Genomic DNA, 19,670 nt, shown 5'->3' with positions numbered 1-19,670 from the left:
AGGAAATAATGGGAATCAGCAAGGGAACAATGGAAGAGGATCCCAGAAAGAAAATGACGGAAACGAGCAAGGGAACAATGGTAGGGGGTCTCAACAAGAAAATAGAGGCCACCAGCAAGGGAATGAAAAGAAGAATCAATAGAATATGGAAGTGAGAGATTCATTTCAAAGCTAAAAGGATTTATTCCGCTATTTGCTGGGCAGCCCGATTGGTGAGGGCTGATGATTAGTGGGGGGTGAACAAAACCCCCACTGATTAAAGTTGCACTTTAATATTCTATAGTTCTATTAAGAAGGAGTATGTGAAAAATATAATGGAGAAAAACATTCAACAAGATAAAGAAAAACCTGTTTTTTATGATCCGAAAGGAAGGAGAAACATAGCCTTTATTTGGTTTCTATGTATCTCAATAGTTAGTGTAAGTGTTGTATTTTATTTTTTCTTTCAAAGTATTTTTTCAACACCAGAAATTCCAAATATGAATACCGCTGTACAACAAGATACTAAACTTGTACCAATTAATCAAAAACTTAGTGATCAGCAGTTAAAGAAGGAAGAATTTAACCCAAATACCGAAACGAAGGATAATAAAAATTTGGTGAATCCGCCGAAGGATAGTAAACATCCTAAAGAAGTGTATGGTTTTTATGTAAACTGGGATGAAAATAGTACCGCTTCTTTAAAAGAAAATATCGATTCATTAACTACGTTAGTACCAGAGTGGTATCATTTAAAAGCAGATTTAACGATTAGAAGTGAGATAAAACCTGAGATTGTAAAACTAGCAAAAAAAAATCATGTGAAGATTATGCCGTTACTTACTAACTATACAGAAAAAGCTTCTGGCCCTGATAGTGAGCTTATCCATAAGTTACTGAATTCGCCGAATGATGTGAAGACGAAATTTATTAATAATTTAGTAAGCGAAGTTAAAAAGAGTCAGTTTTCAGGTATTAATATTGACTTTGAGTCCGTACCTGAAAGTGATAAAGAAAACTTAACAAATTTTATGAAAGAACTTACTAAGGAATTTCATGAACATGATTTGCTCGTTACACAAGATGTTCCAGCTAATGATAAGGCTTTTGATTATAGTGCGTTAGCAAAAATAATAGATCGAATGATTGTAATGATGTACGATGAGCACTATGGAGCCGGGGAACCAGGACCAATTGCTTCAAATAAATGGTTCCAACATACATTGAAAGAACTGAATATTCCGTCTAATAAACTTATAGTTGCTTTCGGTAACTATGGATATGATTGGGAAGTAAATAGTAAAGAAGCTGCAAAGTCTATGACTTTCTCAGAAGTTATGGCAATGGCTCATGATTCAAATATAAAAATTCAATGGGATAAGATGAGTGGAAATCCGTATTTTAGATATAAAACAGGAGAGAAAGAACATACTGCTTGGTTCTTAGACGGTGTTACTCTTTATAATCAAGTGAAAATCGCAATGGACAATCATGCAAAGGGGTTTGCGCTATGGAGATTAGGAGCAGAAGATCCTACAATATGGAAAGTTTTAAAAAATCCTATTGAGGTACAAAAAAATCCTAATGTATTACATAAAATCAGTAGTTTAGATGAAGTGAATTATTCTGGACAAGGTGAAATTTTACAGATTGAGAATGAAAGAAAAAATGGATTGAGAGATTTTAAAGTAGGCAAAGATGAGTATATTACAGATGAAGTATATAGATCCTTACCATCTGCATATGAAGTGCAACGATATGGAAAACCAAATGGGAAACAAGTAGTATTAACATTTGATGATGGACCAGACCCGAAATATACGCCAGAAATATTAGATATATTAAAAGAGAATCAAATAAAAGCTGCTTTTTTTGTACTTGGTGAAAACGCGCAACTAAATACTAGTATTGTAAAAAGAATATACGATGAAGGGCATGAAATTGGCAATCATACTTTCAAGCATCCTAACATAGCAGATACGTCTTTACTACGAACGAAAGTAGAACTTAATACGACGCAACGTTTAATTCAGGAAGTAACTGGACATTCTACGGTTTTATTTAGACCACCATATGAAGCGGATGCTAACCCAGATTCATCAAATGAAATATTGCCTATTTTACGTGCACAAAATATGAACTATACAATGGTAGCGGAAAAAGTTGATCCCGAAGACTGGGCAACACCATCAACAAATGAATTAGTAAAGCGTGCTCTTAATCCCATTTATAAGGGAGAGGGAAATATTATTCTTCTCCATGATGCGGGAGGGAACCGTACACATACAGTAGAGGCGCTCCCAATCATTATTAAAGACCTAAAAAAGCATGGATATAGTTTTGTAACAATTTCAGATTTAATGAATAAAGAACGAGATGAAATTATGCCTCCTGTTTCTTCTGAGGGGAAGCAATATTTACTTTACAATAAAGCTGTCTTTTCAGGGGCAGGATACCTTAAGCATATATTAACAACTATTTTTTATATTGCTATTGGATTAGGGATTTTTCGATTTTTATTCTTAATTTATTTTGCATGGAAGCAGAAAAGAAAAACGTTATCTCGCTATATTAATTCGTCCTATCAACCTTTTGTTAGTGTTGTCATAGCAGCATATAATGAAGAAAAGGTGATAGCCAAGACAATTCACTCAATTTTGGATAGTAATTATAGAGAATTTGAAGTTATTGTTGTGGATGACGGATCGACAGATGGTACGTCAAAAGTAATGCAAGAAACATTTTATAAACACCCTAAAGTTCGTCTCATTCAGAAAGAAAACGGCGGGAAATCATCGGCAATGAACCTAGGGTTTCAACAATCGCGAGGAGAAATCATTGTCACTTTAGATGCGGATACTATTATTGCGCAAGACGCCATTTCTCTAATGGTTAGACACTTTGAAGATCAGAATGTAGCTGCAGTTTCAGGTAATGTCAAAGTGGGGAATAGACGGAATTTGTTAACTACTTGGCAACATGTTGAGTACATTACAGGGTTTAATTTAGAACGTAGAGCTTTTGATGAGTTAAATTGTATTACAGTAGTTCCAGGAGCTATTGGGGCGTGGCGCAAAAAGAATGTAGTTGAATCTGGATATTTAAGCGAAGATACGTTAGCAGAAGATACGGATCTTACTATTACATTTTTACGTCAAGGGCATAGAATTGTATATGAAGAAAAAGCGCATGCTTTTACGGAATCACCTGAAGATGTGAAAAGTCTCATTAAACAGCGGTATCGTTGGTCATATGGTACACTTCAATGTCTTTGGAAACATCGAAAAGCGTTATGTAATCCAAAGCATAAAACATTAGGATTTATTGCACTGCCTAATATGTGGTTATTCCAATATGTGCTGCAATTCATTGCTCCTTTTGCAGATATATTAATGATTATAGGACTATTTAGTAGTAATCCGCTAAAAGTTTTAGGATTTTATCTTGTTTTCTTTATAATGGATCTTCTCGCTTCTCTGTTCGCATTTAAATTAGAGGAAGAGAACCCAAAACCATTGGCATGGTTAATTTTACAACGTTTTATTTATCGCCAATTTATGACTTATGTTGTCATTAAATCTATATTCTCATCGCTTCGAGGAGTAGCGGTAGGGTGGAATAAACTAAAGAGACTGGGGAGTGTTAAACATTCCACGGAACATAAGGAGGCATCATAAAAGAGCAGACTATCTGCTCTTTTTTTCATTGGTTTTAGTTAGTTGAATGTAGAGTTGTAGTATAAAAACTGCTGCTTCTATAATGAGATTCCTATTCATCATTAATGGTGAGACATTATGTTAAGCTAATCCTTTAGTTTCGGATTAAAGTTTTTTTATATTTTTTTAAAATGACGGACACAAAAACGTATATACCTCCGAATTATATATATGGATAACATAAATATGTATATAAAAGGGGAGAAATAAGATGAAAGAAAAAAAAGAAATGTTTCAAGAAATCGCTGAGGTGTTAAAGGTATTGGCGCATCCAGTTCGTCTATCTTTAGTAAAAATAATGCTTGCAAAAGGTCCTACTAATGTAACAACAATGTATGGGGATTTACAAATGCCTCAAAGTACAATTAGTCAACATTTATCTAAACTAAAAGCTGCTAAAATGGTTACAGGTACTCGGAAAGGATTAGAAATTTATTATGAGGTAACTGACAATCGCACAAAATCAATATTAGCATGTTTAGTTTAAATGATGATTTCTATTTCAAAATAAAAAGCGCTATTCTTTTCTATGATTTTACAGAGAGAATAGCGTTTTTTATTTTTAAGGAGTATCTTTTTATATGCCTATAGAATGGAGTGAAAGGTTTATGGGTTTAAATGTACCTACTATTACCTTAGGTTCTAATGTGTCTAATAATGAAAAAATTCTCGGTTTAGGGGTGCTTCTTTATAGCTTACGTACAATTGAGATTAGAAAAAGTAGAGCGAGCGTTTAATAAGGCGGAAGTAGTGTTTATATGCGAAACTTTATAGAAATCTCATTTTTCTAATTGTATCTTTTTAGATTGATGGATGTGGGGTCACGTCCATCAATCTAAGAAAACAAGTTAGCTAAAAAATGATGAAAATAAACTTTATAGAAATAAAAAATATGAACGTAGAGGATGAAACAAAGTATATAGTGCTTTTTTAGTCATGTAATCTTTTAATCTGATGATCTTTTCCCCATTCAAACAGATTATCCATTATTTGCATTAAAGATTTTCCGTATTCACTTAGTGTGTACTCAACCTTTGGTGGAACTTCTTGATATACGGTACGATAGATAATCCCATCAGCTTCAAGTTGCCGAAGTTGTTGTGTAAGAACCTTTTGTGTAATGTTTGGGATTTCTCGTTTAATTTCATTTGTTCGCATTTTTCCATCTGACAAAATACATAAAATATGAACTTTCCATTTTCCACCGATTACATCGAGTGTTGTTGCAATTGGGCAATTATCATTTTGATTCATATAACACCTCCACAGGTACTTTAAGGTTCCTATAGCACTTTAAAGTACGTACTTTTCAATTATATGTGACTCATTCATACTAATACGTAAAGGGTTGAATAATTTATAAAGGGGATGAAAAAAGATGAAAACACTTGTAATTGTAGCACATCCTGATATTGAAAAATCAAAAATTAATAAAAGATGGATTGAAGAACTTGAGAAATATTCGGATGAAATTACGGTGCATGAATTGTATAAAGTGGCACCGAATTGGGAGTTTAATATTGAAGAAGAGCAAAAGTTATTAGTAGAACATGACAGATATATATTTCAATTTCCGCTTTACTGGTACAGCTCACCACCATTATTAAAAAAATGGTTCGATGATGTATTAACATATGGATTTGCGTACGGATCTAAAGGAGATAAAGTGAAGGGGAAAGAATTTGGTGTAGCTATTTCTATAGGTGGATTAGAAAAAGACTATGAAAATAGTGGAATTACAATGGATGAGTTGACGAAACCATTCCAAGCTACATGCTTATACACAGGTATGGAATTTATACCTTCCTTTTATTTATATGGTGCAGAATATAAACTAAGCGATGAAGAGATTGATAAAAGTGCACCTGAGTATGTGCAATATGTGATGAACAAGAAGTATTCTAATATATAATGGGAAATATCCATTTACTTGTAAAGTAAATGGATATTTTATATTCTTCTTATATTCACTAAGTGTAATCTTTAGTAAATTAATAGTTAATCTGGTAAAATAAAAAACCTAACATATATAAAGGGGAGTTTTACTTGAGAACGATGCGACAATTATTACAAAAGAGAGCAATGCAATCACCAAATTTGGAAGCGCTTGTAGGGGGGAAGAAAAGATATTCGTTTCAGCAATATAATGAACGAGTAAATCAGTTTGCACATTATTTGTTACATAATGGTGTGCAAAGAGGAGATCGTATAGGAATACTATGCAAAAATAATCACCCATTTCCAAGCGTTATGATGGCAAGTTTAAAAATTGGAGCGGTATTTATTCCGCTAAATCATCAGCTGACTGTTTATGAATTAGAAACGATTGTAAAAGAAGCGAAATTAAAAGTGTTAGTTATTGATGAAGAATTTAATGAAGTGTTATTAAAGGTTGATGCTGTTAAAGAAATTCCTTATGTAATTCAAACAACAAAAGAAGACTTTGGTTCATTTGAATTAGAGTTGCAAAAACAGCCAACGACAGAACCGAACGTAGAAGTTCATGAAGAAGACGATGCCATTTACTTGTTTACATCAGGAACGACTGGACAGGCAAAAGCATGTGTAATTGGACATAAAAACTTACATCATTATTTTGCTGAAATTGCGGGACAAAGAGAAATCCCAGCAGGTGAACGCTTTTTATCTGTGCATCCATTGTTTCATATGAGTGGCGTGCTTTCTATTTTAAATTGTATTTATCATGGCGTTACGATGATCTTCTTAGCTGATTCGAATCCTGCTCTTATTTGGGATAAGATTGAAGAAGAGAAAATTACTACGATGCTTGCTTTCCCAGCCGTTTATAGTTACATGCTTGATGAACTAAATAAAAAAGAACGTAACATTTCAACCTTTAAAGTAGCACAAAGCGGTGGTACAAAAGTGCCAGAAACACTCATTCAAAAATATATGGAAAAAGGCATATATATGGTGCAAGGCTATGGTAGTACAGAAGGTTGGGTTGTAACCTCATGGCATCCAATGATGGGAAAAGAAAAGATGTCTTCTGTAGGAAAGACCTTGAAAAATGTAGAGGTGAAAATTGTTCATCCGGAAACAGAACATGAACTAACAACAAATGAAGTTGGAGAGATTCATGTGAAAAGTCCATACATGTTTAAAGGATATTGGAATAATGAAAAGGCGACAAAGAAGGTAGTAAAAGATAACTGGTTTAACATGGGTGATGCTGGCATGATAGATGATGATGGATTCCTGCATATTATGGGAAGATATAAAGACGTTATTATACGCGGTGGTGACAACGTATATCCAGATCAAGTAGAAGATGTTATTCATGAAATACATGGTGTTTTAGAAGTTGCAGTAGTTGGAGTTCCAGATGACTTTTGGGGAGAGGTTCCAAGAGCTTACATTGTGAAGGATGGCGAAACAACATTAACAGAAGAAAGTATTATTCAGTATTGTAAGGAGAAGTTAGCAAGTTATAAAATACCAGAAGTAGTATTCATAGATGAGTTACCGAAAAACGCTTTAGGAAAAGTGTTGAAGAGGGAATTACGAGATGCAGTTCTTGTGAAATAGAAAATTATGAAACGATGGAGAACCCAGTTATGTATAAAGCATGACTGGGTTTTTATGTATCAAAAACATAATGATTTACTAGATTTTGTATTTTGTGTAAGATAATAAAGAATATTCAATTAATATTTCGAGGGATGAAATTAAATGAAGCTATCGTTATTAGAAGTAGAGACGGATAGACTCATTATCCGTCCATTTCAAAAAGCTGATTATGAAAGTTGGTTAGATCGATTTTCTTATTGATTATAAAAATAAAGAAATGGACAAATAAGGAGAAAAGAAAATGAAGACTATAAATATATTTCATTAAGACGCATTTACGAATAAACCAAATAAGGGAAATCCAGCAGGTATTGTATTAGAAGCAGATGGATTAACGGAAGAGGAAATGCAAATTATTGCTGAAAAAGTTGGATATAACGAAACAACTTTTGTTCTTTCCTCAGAAGTAGGAGATATAAGAATGCGCTATTTTACACCTGGTTTTGAAATGGAGTTATGTGGTCATGGGACAGTAGGGACGATATATGCCTTGCGCGAAAAAGGTTTATTAGAAGAGAAAAGTAACCTTATGATTGAAACGAAGGCTGGGATTTTACCGATACAAATAGGTGTAAATGAAAATGGAGAAACCTTTATTAAAATGAGACAGGCAGCACCTCAGTTTAAAGAATTTACAGGTTCAGCAGAAGAATTAGCTCATAGTATCGGTTTAGAAGTAAATGATTTAGATGTAAGTTTACCGATTGTATATGGAAGTACTGGTAATTGGACTGTAATTGTACCGATTAAAAATCTTAATGCATGTGAGAGAATGAAACCTAATAATGCTGCATTTCCATCAGTATTAAAAGAAATACCTAATGCTTCTATTCACCCAATTTGTCTAGAAACTTATGATGAAATAGCACAAATGCACGGCCGTCATTTTTCATCAGCTTACGCTGGGACGATTGAAGATCCAGTGACAGGAACAGCTTCAGGTGTAATGGGAGCGTATTATGCGGAGTATTTAGAGAAAGGTTTTGAACATGAATTGAGTTTAATCGTTGAGCAAGGACAGGAAATAAATAAAGATGGTCGTGTAACTGTTTATGTAACGAAAGGGATAGAAAACGAAAAGTTACAAATAGATATTGCTGGAACAGCGGTGTATGTGAAAGAGTTTGAAGTTTCAATATAAAGTGAAACTTTAATCAGTGGGGTCTTACTGCCCGGTGAATAGCGGGATAAAAAGAAAGCCCGGAATACATCCGGACTTTCATTATCTGTTCAATACTTCAATGTACGAAGCATTTCCAGTTGTTCTTAAAGCGGAGCGGAAATTATTATTTTCTAACGCCTTAGCAACTTGTTGTAACTGCTGTGCATCATCATGATGAATAAGTAAGCTGTCAGCACCGCTTTCCTCTATATGAATGTGTTCGACATTTCCGATTGCATCATGTACAGCTTTTAAAAATTCAGGTTTCATATTGTCCTCCTATATGTATGTAACGTTGTAATTTAGTATTTCCTTATTTATGAAATATAAAAGTAAATGAAAGGAGAAATAAAAATGAATATAAAGCAATTTAATGAACATATAACATCACTATTTGGAGAGCATCTTCATAAATATGGCGATGATGAATATGGTTTTACTTATATAAGTAAAGATGAATTTCACAAAATCGGTTACACAACAAATTTAACGTTAGAAACTATTGAAGAAGCGTATCGAAATGGAGTCGATATGATAGTTACACATCATGCGCCGTGGAGTTTTTTATTTGGTATGGAAGAGGCTTGTATTGAGAAATTGAAGCAATATGAAATGAATCATTTTTGGATTCATTTGCCGTTAGATTTTGTAAAGTTTGGCACGTGTACATCGTTATTTAACGAAATTAGGATAGATACAATACTGGAATATTCAACCTATGAGGAAGAAGAACTACCAGGAATAGGAGAATATAAAGAAGCCATTCCTTTTTCAAACTTAGTTGGAAAACTTGAAGAAAAAATGGAAGAGAAAGTGAAGAGCTGGAGAAATCACGATAAACCAGTAAAACGGATTGCAATCTTAACCGGTGCAGGAAATAATACAAATTTGATTGAACGTGCATTAGAAAAAGGATGTGACACGTACATAACAGGTGAAAAAACATTATATACAGTGCAACATGCGAAATTTAAAGGAATTAATTTAATTGTAGGTAGTCATACGTTTACAGAAGTGTTTGGTGTAGAAAGTTTGGCTCATAAATTACAAGACAGAGACCCTGCAATAGAAATTATTAGAGTATATGAAGAGCATTTAGAGTGATAAAATCACGTTATCATAAATGGAATATTGAAGAAAGTCATTGTAATAAAATAAAATTGTTGTTTGTTATATCAGGGCGATTGAAAGGATTTTACTTTTGTTTGTCAAATGATAGTAAAGTTGTCTTTTGAATTAAGGAAATATTCGGAGTTGAAGGGTGAGAGAATGGACATTTCAATAATCACTGCACAACTAGTTAAGGAAAAAGTTATTTCACATTATCCAAATAGCGTAAAAGCATTAAACGGGGGAACGACAAGTACTATATATTTGTTAGATGAACAATACGTTATAAAGTTGAATGAATCGGATGTCATACGTGAAGAAGCTTATTTTCTTCAGTTTTATAAAAAGGACGAATTATTTCCAAAGCTTTTATATAAGGAACCTTTAAATCGCTATATTGTTTACTCATTCCTTGAGGGCACAACTTCTTGCAAACTAGGCCATAAACGGAGTGTTCTTAGTAAACTTGTAAAGGAAGTTATCAATAAGTATGAAGTAGCTACAGAGGTTGATGGCTGGGGATGGAAAGAAAGCCCAGTTCAATCTTGGAATGAATTTTTAACGACAAATGTGATGGAAGCTCATGAAAATGTAAGACGTTACATAAGTGAGGAAGAGTATAGAACGGTTTTTAAGTTAGCAAATAGTCCAAGTAGGGGGACTGGAATAAATCAGCCATTTTTATTGCATGGTGATCTTGGATTTCATAATTTTATATTTCAAGGGAATAAACTGCACGGTGTAATTGATCCTTTACCAGTGTTAGGAGATCCTATATATGATTTGATTTATGCGTTCTGTTCAACCCCGGAAGATTTAACAAAAGAAACAATCGATTATGCGATGAAACAATGTGTATTTTATAAAAAAGACCGTGATTTATATGAAGAAATAGTCATAGGATTATATTTGCGTATAGATACATGTTTACGGCACCACCCGAAAGATTTAGAAGATTATTTAGCAGGTTGGCGTTATTGGATGGACGAGGTTGAGGTGACTTTATAGTACAAATATTTTGGGGGAGATAGTGAGATGAATGTTGCAGAAGCCAAAAAGGATTTACTGTAATTCCATTGTCAGTTACAGTTGTTTATTTACTTACTTTTATAAGTTTATTAATTGAAAATAAAAAAGTAGATTATTATCAACAAAAATCAGTTTAATAAAAATATAGGGATAGGGGGAATTATTATGAAAAATTTCGTTTGTACAACGTGTGGTGTGCAGTATGCAGCGAGTGTAGAGGAACCGGTGAGTTGTCATATTTGTGATGAAGAGAGGCAATATGTGAATCCAAAAGGGCAGTCTTGGACGACTTTAGAAAATTTGCAAACAGATGATACATATAAAAATGTAATAATCGAAGAGGAAAATGGACTTTATAGTATTACGACAAAACCAGGATTTGCGATCGGTCAAACGGCATTTATAGTGAAAACAGAGTCATATCGTTTACTATGGGACTGCATTACGTATTTAGATGAAACGACAATTGCGAAAATAAAAGAGCTTGGTGGATTAGATGCGATTGCATTGTCTCATCCTCATTATTATTCAACGCAAGTAGAATGGGCAGAGACATTTGATGTACCAATTTATATACATGAAGATGATAAAGAATGGGTGATGCGCCCAAGTAGTCGTATTATTTATTGGTCTGGTGAGTCTTTACAATTAGCGGATGGGATTACTGTACATCGTCTTGGAGGACATTTTAGTGGTGGTTCTGTATTGCATTGGGAAGAAGGTAATGATGGAAAAGGGATTTTGTTAACAGGTGATATTATTCAAGTTGTAGCGGATGAGCGGTGGGTAAGTTTTATGTATAGCTATCCAAACTTAATTCCATTACCAGCGAGAAAAGTGGAAGAAATGGTGAACCGAGTGAAGCCGTTACAGTTTAATCGTTTATACAATGCTTTTCATCGAGTAGTAAAAGAAAATGCAGATGAGGCAGTTGAACGTTCTGCTGAAAGATATATAAAAGCAATAGAAGGAAAGTTGTTTCATACGTAAAAGGAGAGTAGCTTAATGAAAACGTTAGTATGCTTTGGAGATAGTATTACAGCTGATGAAACATTTTTTGATGGAATGCCGAGATTAACACCACGTTTGCAAGAGATGTTTCCGAAGTGGAAAGTAGTGAATGCAGGTGTTCCAGGGGATAATACATTCGATGCGTTACATAGGATTGAAGAAGATGTAATATCATATAAACCAGATTTCGTAACAGTTTTTCTTGGTACGAATGATGCAGTTTCTTTTTCTCAAGTGTCATTACAAGCATATAAAGAAAACTTAGAGAAGATTGTGAACCATATTTCATCACATAAAGTACTACTGATTAGTCCTGCACCAGTTGATGAAGAAAGACAGCGTAATAGAACAAATAGAGTGCTTGGTCAGTATGCAGACGTGGTGGAGAAAGTGGCGAGGGAAACAGGAAGTTATTTTCTAAACGTATTCGCTGAAATGATTCAAGAACGGGATTATAAAAGATTTGTAGAAAATGGTGAAAAAGATGGATTACACTTTGGACCAGAAGGCTATGAGTATGTAGCGAGGTTAATTGGTGAAAAGTTAAAAGGAATTTTATAAGGAGCAAAGCACTTAGTGTTTTGCTTTTTCTTGTTTTTTTGCAGTCTATAAACTTATTCACCGCTGTAATTTGCACAGATATTTTGTTTTTTTTATATGCGTAAAAGGTTAGCTCTGTTTTAAAGTAATATAAATTTATTTTTAAAAATTTATATTTCGTAGTTGAAAATCAATAAAGGTGTAACTATAATAGTTACAGTGAGTTTGTTATTTTGAAATATACACATTGAATTACAAGAATGAAAGGAGTTTTTATGTAAATCAAAAAGTTATAAAAATCTATTAATTTTTATAATAAGATAAAAAGCTTTTCGGTTCATACACATTATTAAATATGTTAATTCTAATAGAAAACTAGAGGTGGAAAGATGAAAAATTTTAAAGGTATGTTGATATCATCACTTGCAATTACAACTTTTGCTGGGGTAGGTACGACATTTGTAACAAATACAGTACATGCTGTTAATAACGATTCTAGTAAAATACAAGTTCGTTCTAATAAGAGTATAAACACAACGCCTAGCTCGAGATTGCCTGTATTATCAATCAATCCTTATGATGACCCTAGATTTTCGAGACAGGGATATCTTGAAGAGGCACCTTTAGGAATTAATGCTCCTTATGCTTGGGGAATTAAAGGAGGAGATGGTCAAGGAGCAACTTTTGTAGATTTGGAAGAAGGCTGGTTATTAAATCATGAAGATTTAGTCGGTCAAAATATTGAATTTATGTCTGGAAAAATGAGTAATGATCTTTCTCATGGTACTTCAGTTCTAGGTGTTGTTTCTGCAGCTGACAATCGGATTGGGAACATTGGGATTGCACCAAAAGCAAAGGCAAAAGTAATTTCAGTGATCCGAGATAATGGGAGAATCGATGTAAGAGATGCTATTTTAAGTGCCGTAGATTCTTTACAGGCTGGAGATGTTTTATTAATAGAGGAATCCTTTAAATATGATGGATATGGAGATGACCCTTTACCAGTAGAAGTATACCCGAGTATATTTAACGCAATTCGCAAAGGTACAGATAAAGGCATTATTATTGTAGAAGCAGCTGGTAATGGTGGGATTGATTTAGATGAATTTAAAGACCGTAATGGTAAACAGATTTTAAATCGAAATAGTCCAGACTTTAAAGATTCAGGAGCTATTATAGTTGGAGCATCTACTGCAAGAGTTCCTCATAAACGTTTAGGTTTCTCTAACTATGGTAGTAGAATTGATGTATATGGTTGGGGAGAGTATGTTGACACATTAGATACATATCAAAATCAAAATAGTAAAGGACAAAAAGTTACAGATCAGAGTATAATGAATCGTTATACTTCTAATTTCCGTGGTACTTCTAGCGCTTCGCCTATAATCGCTGGGGCTGCTGTATCAATTCAAGGGATTGCTAAAGAACATTTAGGTAAGGCATATACACCAAAAGAATTGAGAGCAATTTTAAGTAATCCTAATACAGGCACAAAGTCTAATAATCCATCATCTGATAAAATAGGGGTTTTACCAGATTTAAAAGCGATTTTGTCTAACCTTGGTTTTCATAGTGATTTGACTACCAATGATTCTATGGTATTTCCAGATAACGTAGAAAAAAATGAAGGAAAAGAAAATTCAACTTTCGTATTTCCAGGTGAAGAAACAAAAAAAACAGGGGATAAAAATTCAACTGTAACCTTCCCAGAAGAAGATTTAAAACAGGAGGAAAAAGAAGAGGGATTAATTGTTTTTCCTGATTAATAAAAAAATACTACCTTCCATTTGGAGGTAGTATTTTTTATTTCTTGTCATTAACAAGCAGGCATGAAATTTGTATTTGTTTATCTTTCATAATGAACTTAACCACAAAGTCGAATGTTTGACTGTTAATTAACTTTTTCGTCTCAATCAATTACATGAATCAATCTAGAAATGCTTGCTGCAATGCTTTCAGTCCATCGCTGTATATACCATGAAACAGATTTATTGCCTCTTCATCACTAACCGCAACAGGAGTGAACGTACCAGACCACTCTACTAACGATGTGTTACTTTCAGTACCTTCTTTAACTTGGATTGTAGATAAATAATTAGTGACCGGGAACGGTGCATTCATGATTGAATACGTGTAGTAGCGTTCCTTATCATTGAATACTTCTAAGCGTTCTATAATTGTTTCACCATCTGGATTAGCTAGATGACGTACACGACCGCCTTCAGTTAATTTACTGCTAGGTATATAAGGTAACCAGTCTGGAAGGGAGTTGAAACCTCCGATTAATTGCCATACTTGTTCAGTTGATCCGAAAATTTCCATAGATATAGTAGTATATGCCATGTTCATTACGCTCCTTTTCATCCCGGTATTTACGGGTAAATAATCAGTAGAGAATAAATCGCCCCACTGATTAAAGTTTCACTTTATAGGTCCATAACTTATAGTGAGAACGAATTTTATCGTGGATTTTTTATTTAATATATAATTATAAAGTTAAAACTATATACTTTTAATAATTAAATTATATAATAAATATAGAAACGAAAATTTATGAGCAAGGAAGTTGAAAAATATGACATTAACAATGGGCTTTATTGGATTTGGAAAGTCAGCTAACCGCTATCACTTACCTTATGTAAACACGCGTAATAATATAAAAATAAAAACGATTTTTGTACGTCAAATAAATGAAAAATTAGCGGCTCCATATAAGGAAAAAGGTGTTTACTTCACTACTGATTTGGACGAATTGTTGAATGACAAGGAAATTCAAGTGGTGACGATCTGTACGCCAGCACATACGCATTATGAATTAGCAAAAAAAGTTATACTTGCTGGAAAGTCAGTTATCGTTGAAAAACCATTTTGCGATACAGTGGAACATGCGAAAGAATTATTAGCTTTAGGACGAGAAAAAGGTGTAGTAGTTATGCCTTATCAAAACCGCCGTTTTGATGGTGATTTTTTAGCTGTGAAGCAAGTAATTGAACAAGGATTCCTTGGTGATATTATTGAGATTGAATCACATATTGATTATTTCCGTCCTGGTTCAATCACTCATGAAGCTCCAAAAGAAGAAGGTTCATTTTACAGTTTAGGTATTCATACGATGGACCGTATGATTTCACTATTCGGCCGTCCAGATACGGTGACATACGATATTCGTAATAATGAAATGGAAGGTGCGGTTGATAACTATTTCGATGTTGGTTTACATTACGGAAATCAGTTGAAGATTAAGCTGAAAACGAACCATGTCGTAGCAAAAGATTATCCACGCTTTATCGTCCATGGAACAAATGGATCATTTATTAAATATGGTGAAGATCAGCAGGAAAATGATTTGAAAGCGGGTGTTATGCCTGAGAGTGCAGGATTTGGTGAAGATTCACCGATGTACTATGGAGTTGCTAAGTATCGTAATGCAAATGGTGACTGGATTGAAAAACAAATTAAAACGCCACTTGGTGATTACGGTCGTTTCTATGATGCCGCGTATGAAACAATTATAAATGGTGCACCAAAACTTGTGAAAGACGAAGAAGCGGTAACGAATATTGAAATCTTAGAAAATGGATTTGCTGCCCCATCACCTTCAGTTTACAAACTTGAGGCTTTACATTTGAATGAATAGAAGAGAGTTTGCAGTATAAAGGAGGTATGGAAATGGCAAGCGGATCAACACAAGTAAAATACCTCGGCATTTATCAAAAGATTAAACAGCAAATTTTAGATGGTGAATATAAAATCAACGAAAAAATTCCGAGTAGCCCCGTCCTTGCTGAAGAATTTGGTGTTTCAGCCCTTACTATTAAGAAAGCGCTGGATCTATTAGTTAGAGATGGCTACATCATCCGCCGGCGCGGAAGTGGAACAGTGGTGCAAGATTGGCGTCAACAGGAAAAGGCACGAATGATTCAAACTTTAACGGGTACGAAAGCTGTATACGGCAGTGAGGTAGAAAGTAAAATTATCGAGTTTGCGATTGTTGGGGCTGATGAAGTAGTTGCTGAGAAATTGGGAGTTTCAATCGGTGATTTCGTCTATAAAATCATTCGCCTCCGCATCATTCACAGCATTCCGACGATTATGGAGCATACATGGATGCCAATTTCGGTTATCCCAGGTGTTGAGGCTTCTGTTTTAGAGGAGTCGATATACTCACATATTCAAAATAAACTTGGTCTTGAAGTAGGGACATCTGTTGTCAGGGTTAAAGGAATTCGCCCAGATGATAGGGAAAAGCAGTTTATGAACTTAACAAATCAGGATTTCCTAATGCGAGTTGAACAAGTAGCTTATTTAACGGATGGACGAACTTTTGAATATTCTTATGCAGATCATCTACCCGAAACCTTTGAGTTTGAAACAGTCATTACTGCAAAAAATTATAAAGAGATATAAAAATCGGTTGAGGCAAGTATTGTCTCAACTGCTCCTATTATACGTTAATAGAATGAATCCAAGACTTAACATTTGATTTATAGAACTGTAAAGTTTAAAATTACAGTATAGTTTTTAGAAGTGAGTTGTTATCGTCTGTAAAATGTAGATAAATTAAATATTCTCGAATAAATAATATTGCTTGTATTTGATTCTAAACTGTAATTTTTTTTAATACATTTCAATAACCGATGTTTAAAATGTACGTTTCATAACATTAAAGGAGTGAGTTAAATATGGTAATTCTATATACAACAGCAAGCTGTGCCTCATGCCGAAAAGCGAAAGCATGGCTTGAAGAGCATCAAATTGATTATATTGAAAAAAACATCGTATCAAATTCTATGACAGTTGATGAGCTTAAATCGATTCTTCGTTTAACTGAAGAGGGGGCTACTGAAATTATTTCAACTAGATCCAAAACTTTTCAGGACTTAAATATAAATATTGAGGAGCTCTCGCTCAATGAATTTTATACATTAATAATTGAGCATCCACTAATGTTACGTCGCCCAATTATGCTGGACGAGAAAAGATTGCAGATTGGTTTTAATGAGGAAGAAATTCGTAAATTTTTACCACGTAGCGTTCGAACGTTTTTGAACATTGAATTGCAAAAATTGGCCAATTAATAAGTAGTATTTTTAGAAAAAGTTTTTTGAAAGGAGGAAGCAGAAGATGATTGAAGTATGTGTTACAGTTAATTATAATGATAGAAATTATCAAACAAATGTTATTGTGAGTAAAGATACGATTTGGACAAAAATTAAACAGTTGGCAGAAGAACAAGTGAAGAAACAGTGGAGTGTTTAATTTTATTTTCAACTTAAAAAGCTAAATGAAGTTATCAGATATAGGTGGGACCGGATAGAATATAAGAGAATTAATTTTTTATGGCAAGAAGTATTCTATATGTTTTAACGTTCTAACCTATCTGTAATATTTATGGCTACAGTTAATATATGAGAAACAATATTTTTGATCGTAGGAGGAAAATCATGAACAGCGACTTTACCTTGGCCATACACAGTTTAACTTATTTAGCTTTACAGCCAGATCGGATGTCAACAAGTAATGCTATTTCAGAAAGTGCAGGTGTACATCCAGTACGCATTCGCAAAGTACTAAGTTTGTTAAAAAAACATAAGTTTATACAATCGAAAGAGGGGACTGGTGGCGGTTTTATTTTCGCTCGCGATTTAGATGAAATTAATCTTTGGCATATTTATCAGATAACCTCTGAAGGTGCTTTGCAGCCGAAGTGTCCAGAATCAAACAATCAGTGTGTTGTAGGTTCGAACATGCGAAAAGTTCTTTTCGCTATTTTCTTAGGTGCTGAAGAGCATCTAGGTGAATACTTAAAGAATTATACAATGAAAGAAGTTGTTGACCTTATCAATCAAGAGCGTTAAGCGGCTTAATTATTATATAGCCGTGAGTTCTTAACACTTAAATGTAATGAAAAATATTACAGTATAATTGTTTTTATATCTTTTTTATTGTCACAAAAAATATTTATAGGAAGGTGAAACGGTATGATGTCAAATAATAATCATGTTTTAAAAGTAGGAGATTGGGTTCGTGGAATATCAAATGAAGGTGAATTAATAGTTGGTTATATTGTATCACTTGATGATGTAGAGGATATAGTTACAGTTAGTATTGTGAAACGTGACGGCCAGTACACAATAAACGAAGCGATTTTACTCTTTAGTAAACACGTTAACAAACTCCCTGAATCAAAGGTAATAAATAAGGAACAAATCCTTTATCTTATAGATCTTGCATTATTAACAGGGGATGAAGAATGGTTTATCGAGCTTTCTTCAAAATTAAACTCGATAAAAGAGCTAGTTAATGAGGGATTTTAAAATTTAAACTTTTGAGGGTGCACACAATCCGCCTTATGGAGAGGACACAATTACTTTTCGCATAAAAGGAAATGATGTAAAAACGATTCATTACAAACATAGAGATATTCCTGATAACGATAATTATGTAAATGAGCTGTCCATATGGGGCAGCTTTTTTGTTTTTTACTCAGTGTATCTTTTTAAAATGCATATGAATTCAATATTAATAATATATATCCTAAAATTTGGTTTTTTTATTTTGGAATTTTTTTTTTTACCTACATTAATTATTTATTAGAATATCTTTTATGTTTAAAATGAAATTTTTTGATAAAGGGGATATAAGTATCTTTATAATGAGTAACCTAGAAAAACAATGTATTATTGTATTTTTTTACTAACTAATTCAGCTTTAAGCGATAAAAACAATGGCTACATGCTAACTGTAAAATATTATCCATATAAAATTATTCCACTTTAATATTTCTGAAAATATAAAAATATTAATTTTATAAATATACACGTTATAATGAGGGCGTCGAGAGAAATTTTATTATCTCTGGAGAAAATATAAAAAATGCGATTACTAGTAAGAAAGGTGTGTGATTAGAGGCGAAATGTATGTAATGTGCTTCAGTGGCTTGTGTAAGCAATATCATCAGTGCTACCGAAGTTATGAAGGTAATGTATAGAATTGAGAAAGAAATGCCTCGCAAATGAAGAGAGGCCGGTTTAGCTAAAATTACTGTTAAAAGTAAAAAAGAGAAACCATTAAAGTAATACACTGTTATTAGAAATGTTGCAACGTATTTATGAAGTCTATTCTATATTGTTCTCTTAAGGGGTCTTTATATAAAGAGCGGATATTACGAGTAAACTTTTTTGTGAACGCTAACAATTATATTAGGACGCTAATTAGCGAATGTTTCAATTTGGATTCACTATGATGAAGGACATACAATGTGGGGCAACTTGTAAGGAATTCATTTTCCAGAAAGGGAATATTTGTTAGGTGCAAAGAGAGATGCAGGAATAGATACAAGGGGGAGTTATTATATGAACGGGAATACTGCAAAGAAAATAGAAGTTCAAGCTGAAAATACCGCACGAAAAAATGAGCAATATGCAGATCCGAAAAAGTGGCATAAGCAGGATACTACATGGGCACTCAGTCTATTTGGAACTGCAATTGGAGCAGGGGTGCTCTTTTTACCGATTAATGCAGGTTCAGGT

General features: G+C 33.6%; 19 protein-coding genes and 5 pseudogenes. 21 read left to right on the top strand and 3 right to left on the bottom strand.

From position 1 onward, the window contains the following. Positions 1–314 precede the first annotated feature (314 nt). The 3 genes from HMPREF2590_RS19300 (at position 315) to HMPREF2590_RS30445 (ending at position 4,432) form a co-directional block, all read left to right on the top strand. On the top strand, positions 315–3,656 hold the full coding sequence (locus HMPREF2590_RS19300) for a trifunctional glycoside hydrolase family 18/polysaccharide deacetylase/glycosyltransferase family 2 protein (protein ID WP_050822008.1): 3,342 nt from the start codon (positions 315–317) through the stop codon (positions 3,654–3,656). Between the two features lie 250 nt (positions 3,657–3,906). Next, positions 3,907–4,182 (top strand): ArsR/SmtB family transcription factor, encoded by a 276-nt coding sequence (locus HMPREF2590_RS19295; protein ID WP_000660066.1) that lies wholly within the window; start codon positions 3,907–3,909, stop codon positions 4,180–4,182. Positions 4,183–4,276: 94 nt separating this feature from the next. Continuing rightward, the gene (locus HMPREF2590_RS30445) at positions 4,277–4,432 is read left to right on the top strand and encodes a hypothetical protein (RefSeq protein ID WP_002098201.1); all 156 of its coding nucleotides are present in this window, start codon (positions 4,277–4,279) and stop codon (positions 4,430–4,432) included. A gap of 193 nt (positions 4,433–4,625) precedes the next feature. On the opposite strand, the gene HMPREF2590_RS19285 is transcribed toward HMPREF2590_RS30445, so the two are convergent. Then, positions 4,626–4,949: a winged helix-turn-helix transcriptional regulator gene (locus tag HMPREF2590_RS19285; RefSeq protein ID WP_001072981.1), complete on the bottom strand. Its 324-nt coding sequence runs from the start codon at positions 4,947–4,949 to the stop codon at positions 4,626–4,628. Positions 4,950–5,073: 124 nt separating this feature from the next. On the opposite strand from HMPREF2590_RS19285, the gene HMPREF2590_RS19280 reads away from it, so the two are divergent. The 4 genes and pseudogenes from HMPREF2590_RS19280 (at position 5,074) to HMPREF2590_RS19270 (ending at position 8,427) form a co-directional block, all read left to right on the top strand. After that, positions 5,074–5,607: an NAD(P)H-dependent oxidoreductase gene (locus HMPREF2590_RS19280; protein WP_000855231.1), complete on the top strand. Its 534-nt coding sequence runs from the start codon at positions 5,074–5,076 to the stop codon at positions 5,605–5,607. 143 nt (positions 5,608–5,750) lie between these two features. Beyond that, on the top strand, positions 5,751–7,244 hold the full coding sequence (locus HMPREF2590_RS19275) for a class I adenylate-forming enzyme family protein (protein ID WP_080989208.1): 1,494 nt from the start codon (positions 5,751–5,753) through the stop codon (positions 7,242–7,244). 144 nt (positions 7,245–7,388) lie between these two features. Next, positions 7,389–7,481 (top strand): annotated as a pseudogene (locus HMPREF2590_RS30575) (GNAT family N-acetyltransferase); the annotation flags it as partial. 46 nt (positions 7,482–7,527) lie between these two features. After that, positions 7,528–8,427: pseudogene (locus tag HMPREF2590_RS19270) on the top strand (PhzF family phenazine biosynthesis isomerase). A gap of 81 nt (positions 8,428–8,508) precedes the next feature. Here the strand turns inward: HMPREF2590_RS19270 and HMPREF2590_RS19265 are convergent. Continuing rightward, positions 8,509–8,718 carry a hypothetical protein gene (locus tag HMPREF2590_RS19265; RefSeq protein WP_000801651.1) on the bottom strand — a complete coding sequence of 70 codons (210 nt, stop codon included), beginning with the start codon at positions 8,716–8,718 and terminating at the stop codon, positions 8,509–8,511. Positions 8,719–8,802: 84 nt separating this feature from the next. On the opposite strand from HMPREF2590_RS19265, the gene HMPREF2590_RS19260 reads away from it, so the two are divergent. From HMPREF2590_RS19260 to HMPREF2590_RS19240, 6 genes and pseudogenes are all read left to right on the top strand, one after another. Beyond that, positions 8,803–9,552, top strand: coding sequence for a Nif3-like dinuclear metal center hexameric protein (locus HMPREF2590_RS19260; RefSeq protein WP_001022449.1), 750 nt, complete (start codon positions 8,803–8,805; stop codon positions 9,550–9,552). Positions 9,553–9,717: 165 nt separating this feature from the next. Beyond that, positions 9,718–10,566 carry a phosphotransferase gene (locus HMPREF2590_RS19255; protein ID WP_000355253.1) on the top strand — a complete coding sequence of 283 codons (849 nt, stop codon included), beginning with the start codon at positions 9,718–9,720 and terminating at the stop codon, positions 10,564–10,566. A gap of 41 nt (positions 10,567–10,607) precedes the next feature. Further along, positions 10,608–10,724: pseudogene (locus HMPREF2590_RS31245) on the top strand (DUF7010 family protein); the annotation flags it as partial. Between the two features lie 28 nt (positions 10,725–10,752). Further along, complete coding sequence (locus HMPREF2590_RS19250; RefSeq protein WP_000788170.1) at positions 10,753–11,577, top strand: MBL fold metallo-hydrolase; 825 nt, start codon at positions 10,753–10,755, stop codon at positions 11,575–11,577. Between the two features lie 15 nt (positions 11,578–11,592). Next, a complete protein-coding gene (locus HMPREF2590_RS19245) occupies positions 11,593–12,159 on the top strand; it encodes an SGNH/GDSL hydrolase family protein (protein WP_000855199.1) in 567 nt (188 codons plus the stop codon). Positions 12,160–12,527: 368 nt separating this feature from the next. After that, entirely contained in the window at positions 12,528–13,904 is a 1,377-nt protein-coding gene (locus HMPREF2590_RS19240) for a S8 family peptidase (RefSeq protein WP_002005468.1), read from the top strand. Between the two features lie 160 nt (positions 13,905–14,064). Here HMPREF2590_RS19240 and HMPREF2590_RS19235 read toward each other — a convergent pair whose 3' ends face one another. Further along, the gene (locus tag HMPREF2590_RS19235; RefSeq protein WP_000332044.1) at positions 14,065–14,481 is read right to left on the bottom strand and encodes an SRPBCC family protein; all 417 of its coding nucleotides are present in this window, start codon (positions 14,479–14,481) and stop codon (positions 14,065–14,067) included. Between the two features lie 232 nt (positions 14,482–14,713). Between HMPREF2590_RS19235 and HMPREF2590_RS19230 the strand changes: the two genes are divergently transcribed. The 8 genes and pseudogenes from HMPREF2590_RS19230 to HMPREF2590_RS30040 all read left to right on the top strand — a co-directional run. Further along, entirely contained in the window at positions 14,714–15,775 is a 1,062-nt protein-coding gene (locus HMPREF2590_RS19230; RefSeq protein ID WP_000176637.1) for an oxidoreductase, read from the top strand. Positions 15,776–15,807: 32 nt separating this feature from the next. Further along, positions 15,808–16,545: a GntR family transcriptional regulator gene (locus tag HMPREF2590_RS19225; protein ID WP_000146278.1), complete on the top strand. Its 738-nt coding sequence runs from the start codon at positions 15,808–15,810 to the stop codon at positions 16,543–16,545. Positions 16,546–16,820: 275 nt separating this feature from the next. Continuing rightward, complete coding sequence (gene spxA / locus HMPREF2590_RS19220; protein WP_000236190.1) at positions 16,821–17,216, top strand: transcriptional regulator SpxA; 396 nt, start codon at positions 16,821–16,823, stop codon at positions 17,214–17,216. A 46-nt stretch (positions 17,217–17,262) separates the two neighbouring features. Then, entirely contained in the window at positions 17,263–17,397 is a 135-nt protein-coding gene (locus tag HMPREF2590_RS19215; protein WP_000573532.1) for a BA3454 family stress response protein, read from the top strand. 185 nt (positions 17,398–17,582) lie between these two features. Further along, on the top strand, positions 17,583–17,996 hold the full coding sequence (gene saiR, locus HMPREF2590_RS19210; RefSeq protein ID WP_001083465.1) for an Rrf2-family transcriptional regulator SaiR: 414 nt from the start codon (positions 17,583–17,585) through the stop codon (positions 17,994–17,996). Positions 17,997–18,119: 123 nt separating this feature from the next. Beyond that, a complete protein-coding gene (locus tag HMPREF2590_RS19205) occupies positions 18,120–18,455 on the top strand; it encodes an IDEAL domain-containing protein (RefSeq protein WP_000987462.1) in 336 nt (111 codons plus the stop codon). A gap of 7 nt (positions 18,456–18,462) precedes the next feature. Next, positions 18,463–18,576 (top strand): annotated as a pseudogene (locus HMPREF2590_RS30850) (DUF3888 domain-containing protein); the annotation flags it as partial. Between the two features lie 917 nt (positions 18,577–19,493). Further along, a pseudogene (locus tag HMPREF2590_RS30040) lies at positions 19,494–19,670 on the top strand (septum formation initiator); the annotation flags it as partial.

This window comes from Bacillus sp. HMSC036E02 (assembly GCF_001836235.1).
Lineage (GTDB): Bacteria > Bacillota > Bacilli > Bacillales > Bacillaceae_G > Bacillus_A > Bacillus_A cereus.
Note: the sequence above shows the minus strand (reverse complement) of the source record. Positions and strands in the feature narration are given on the sequence as shown.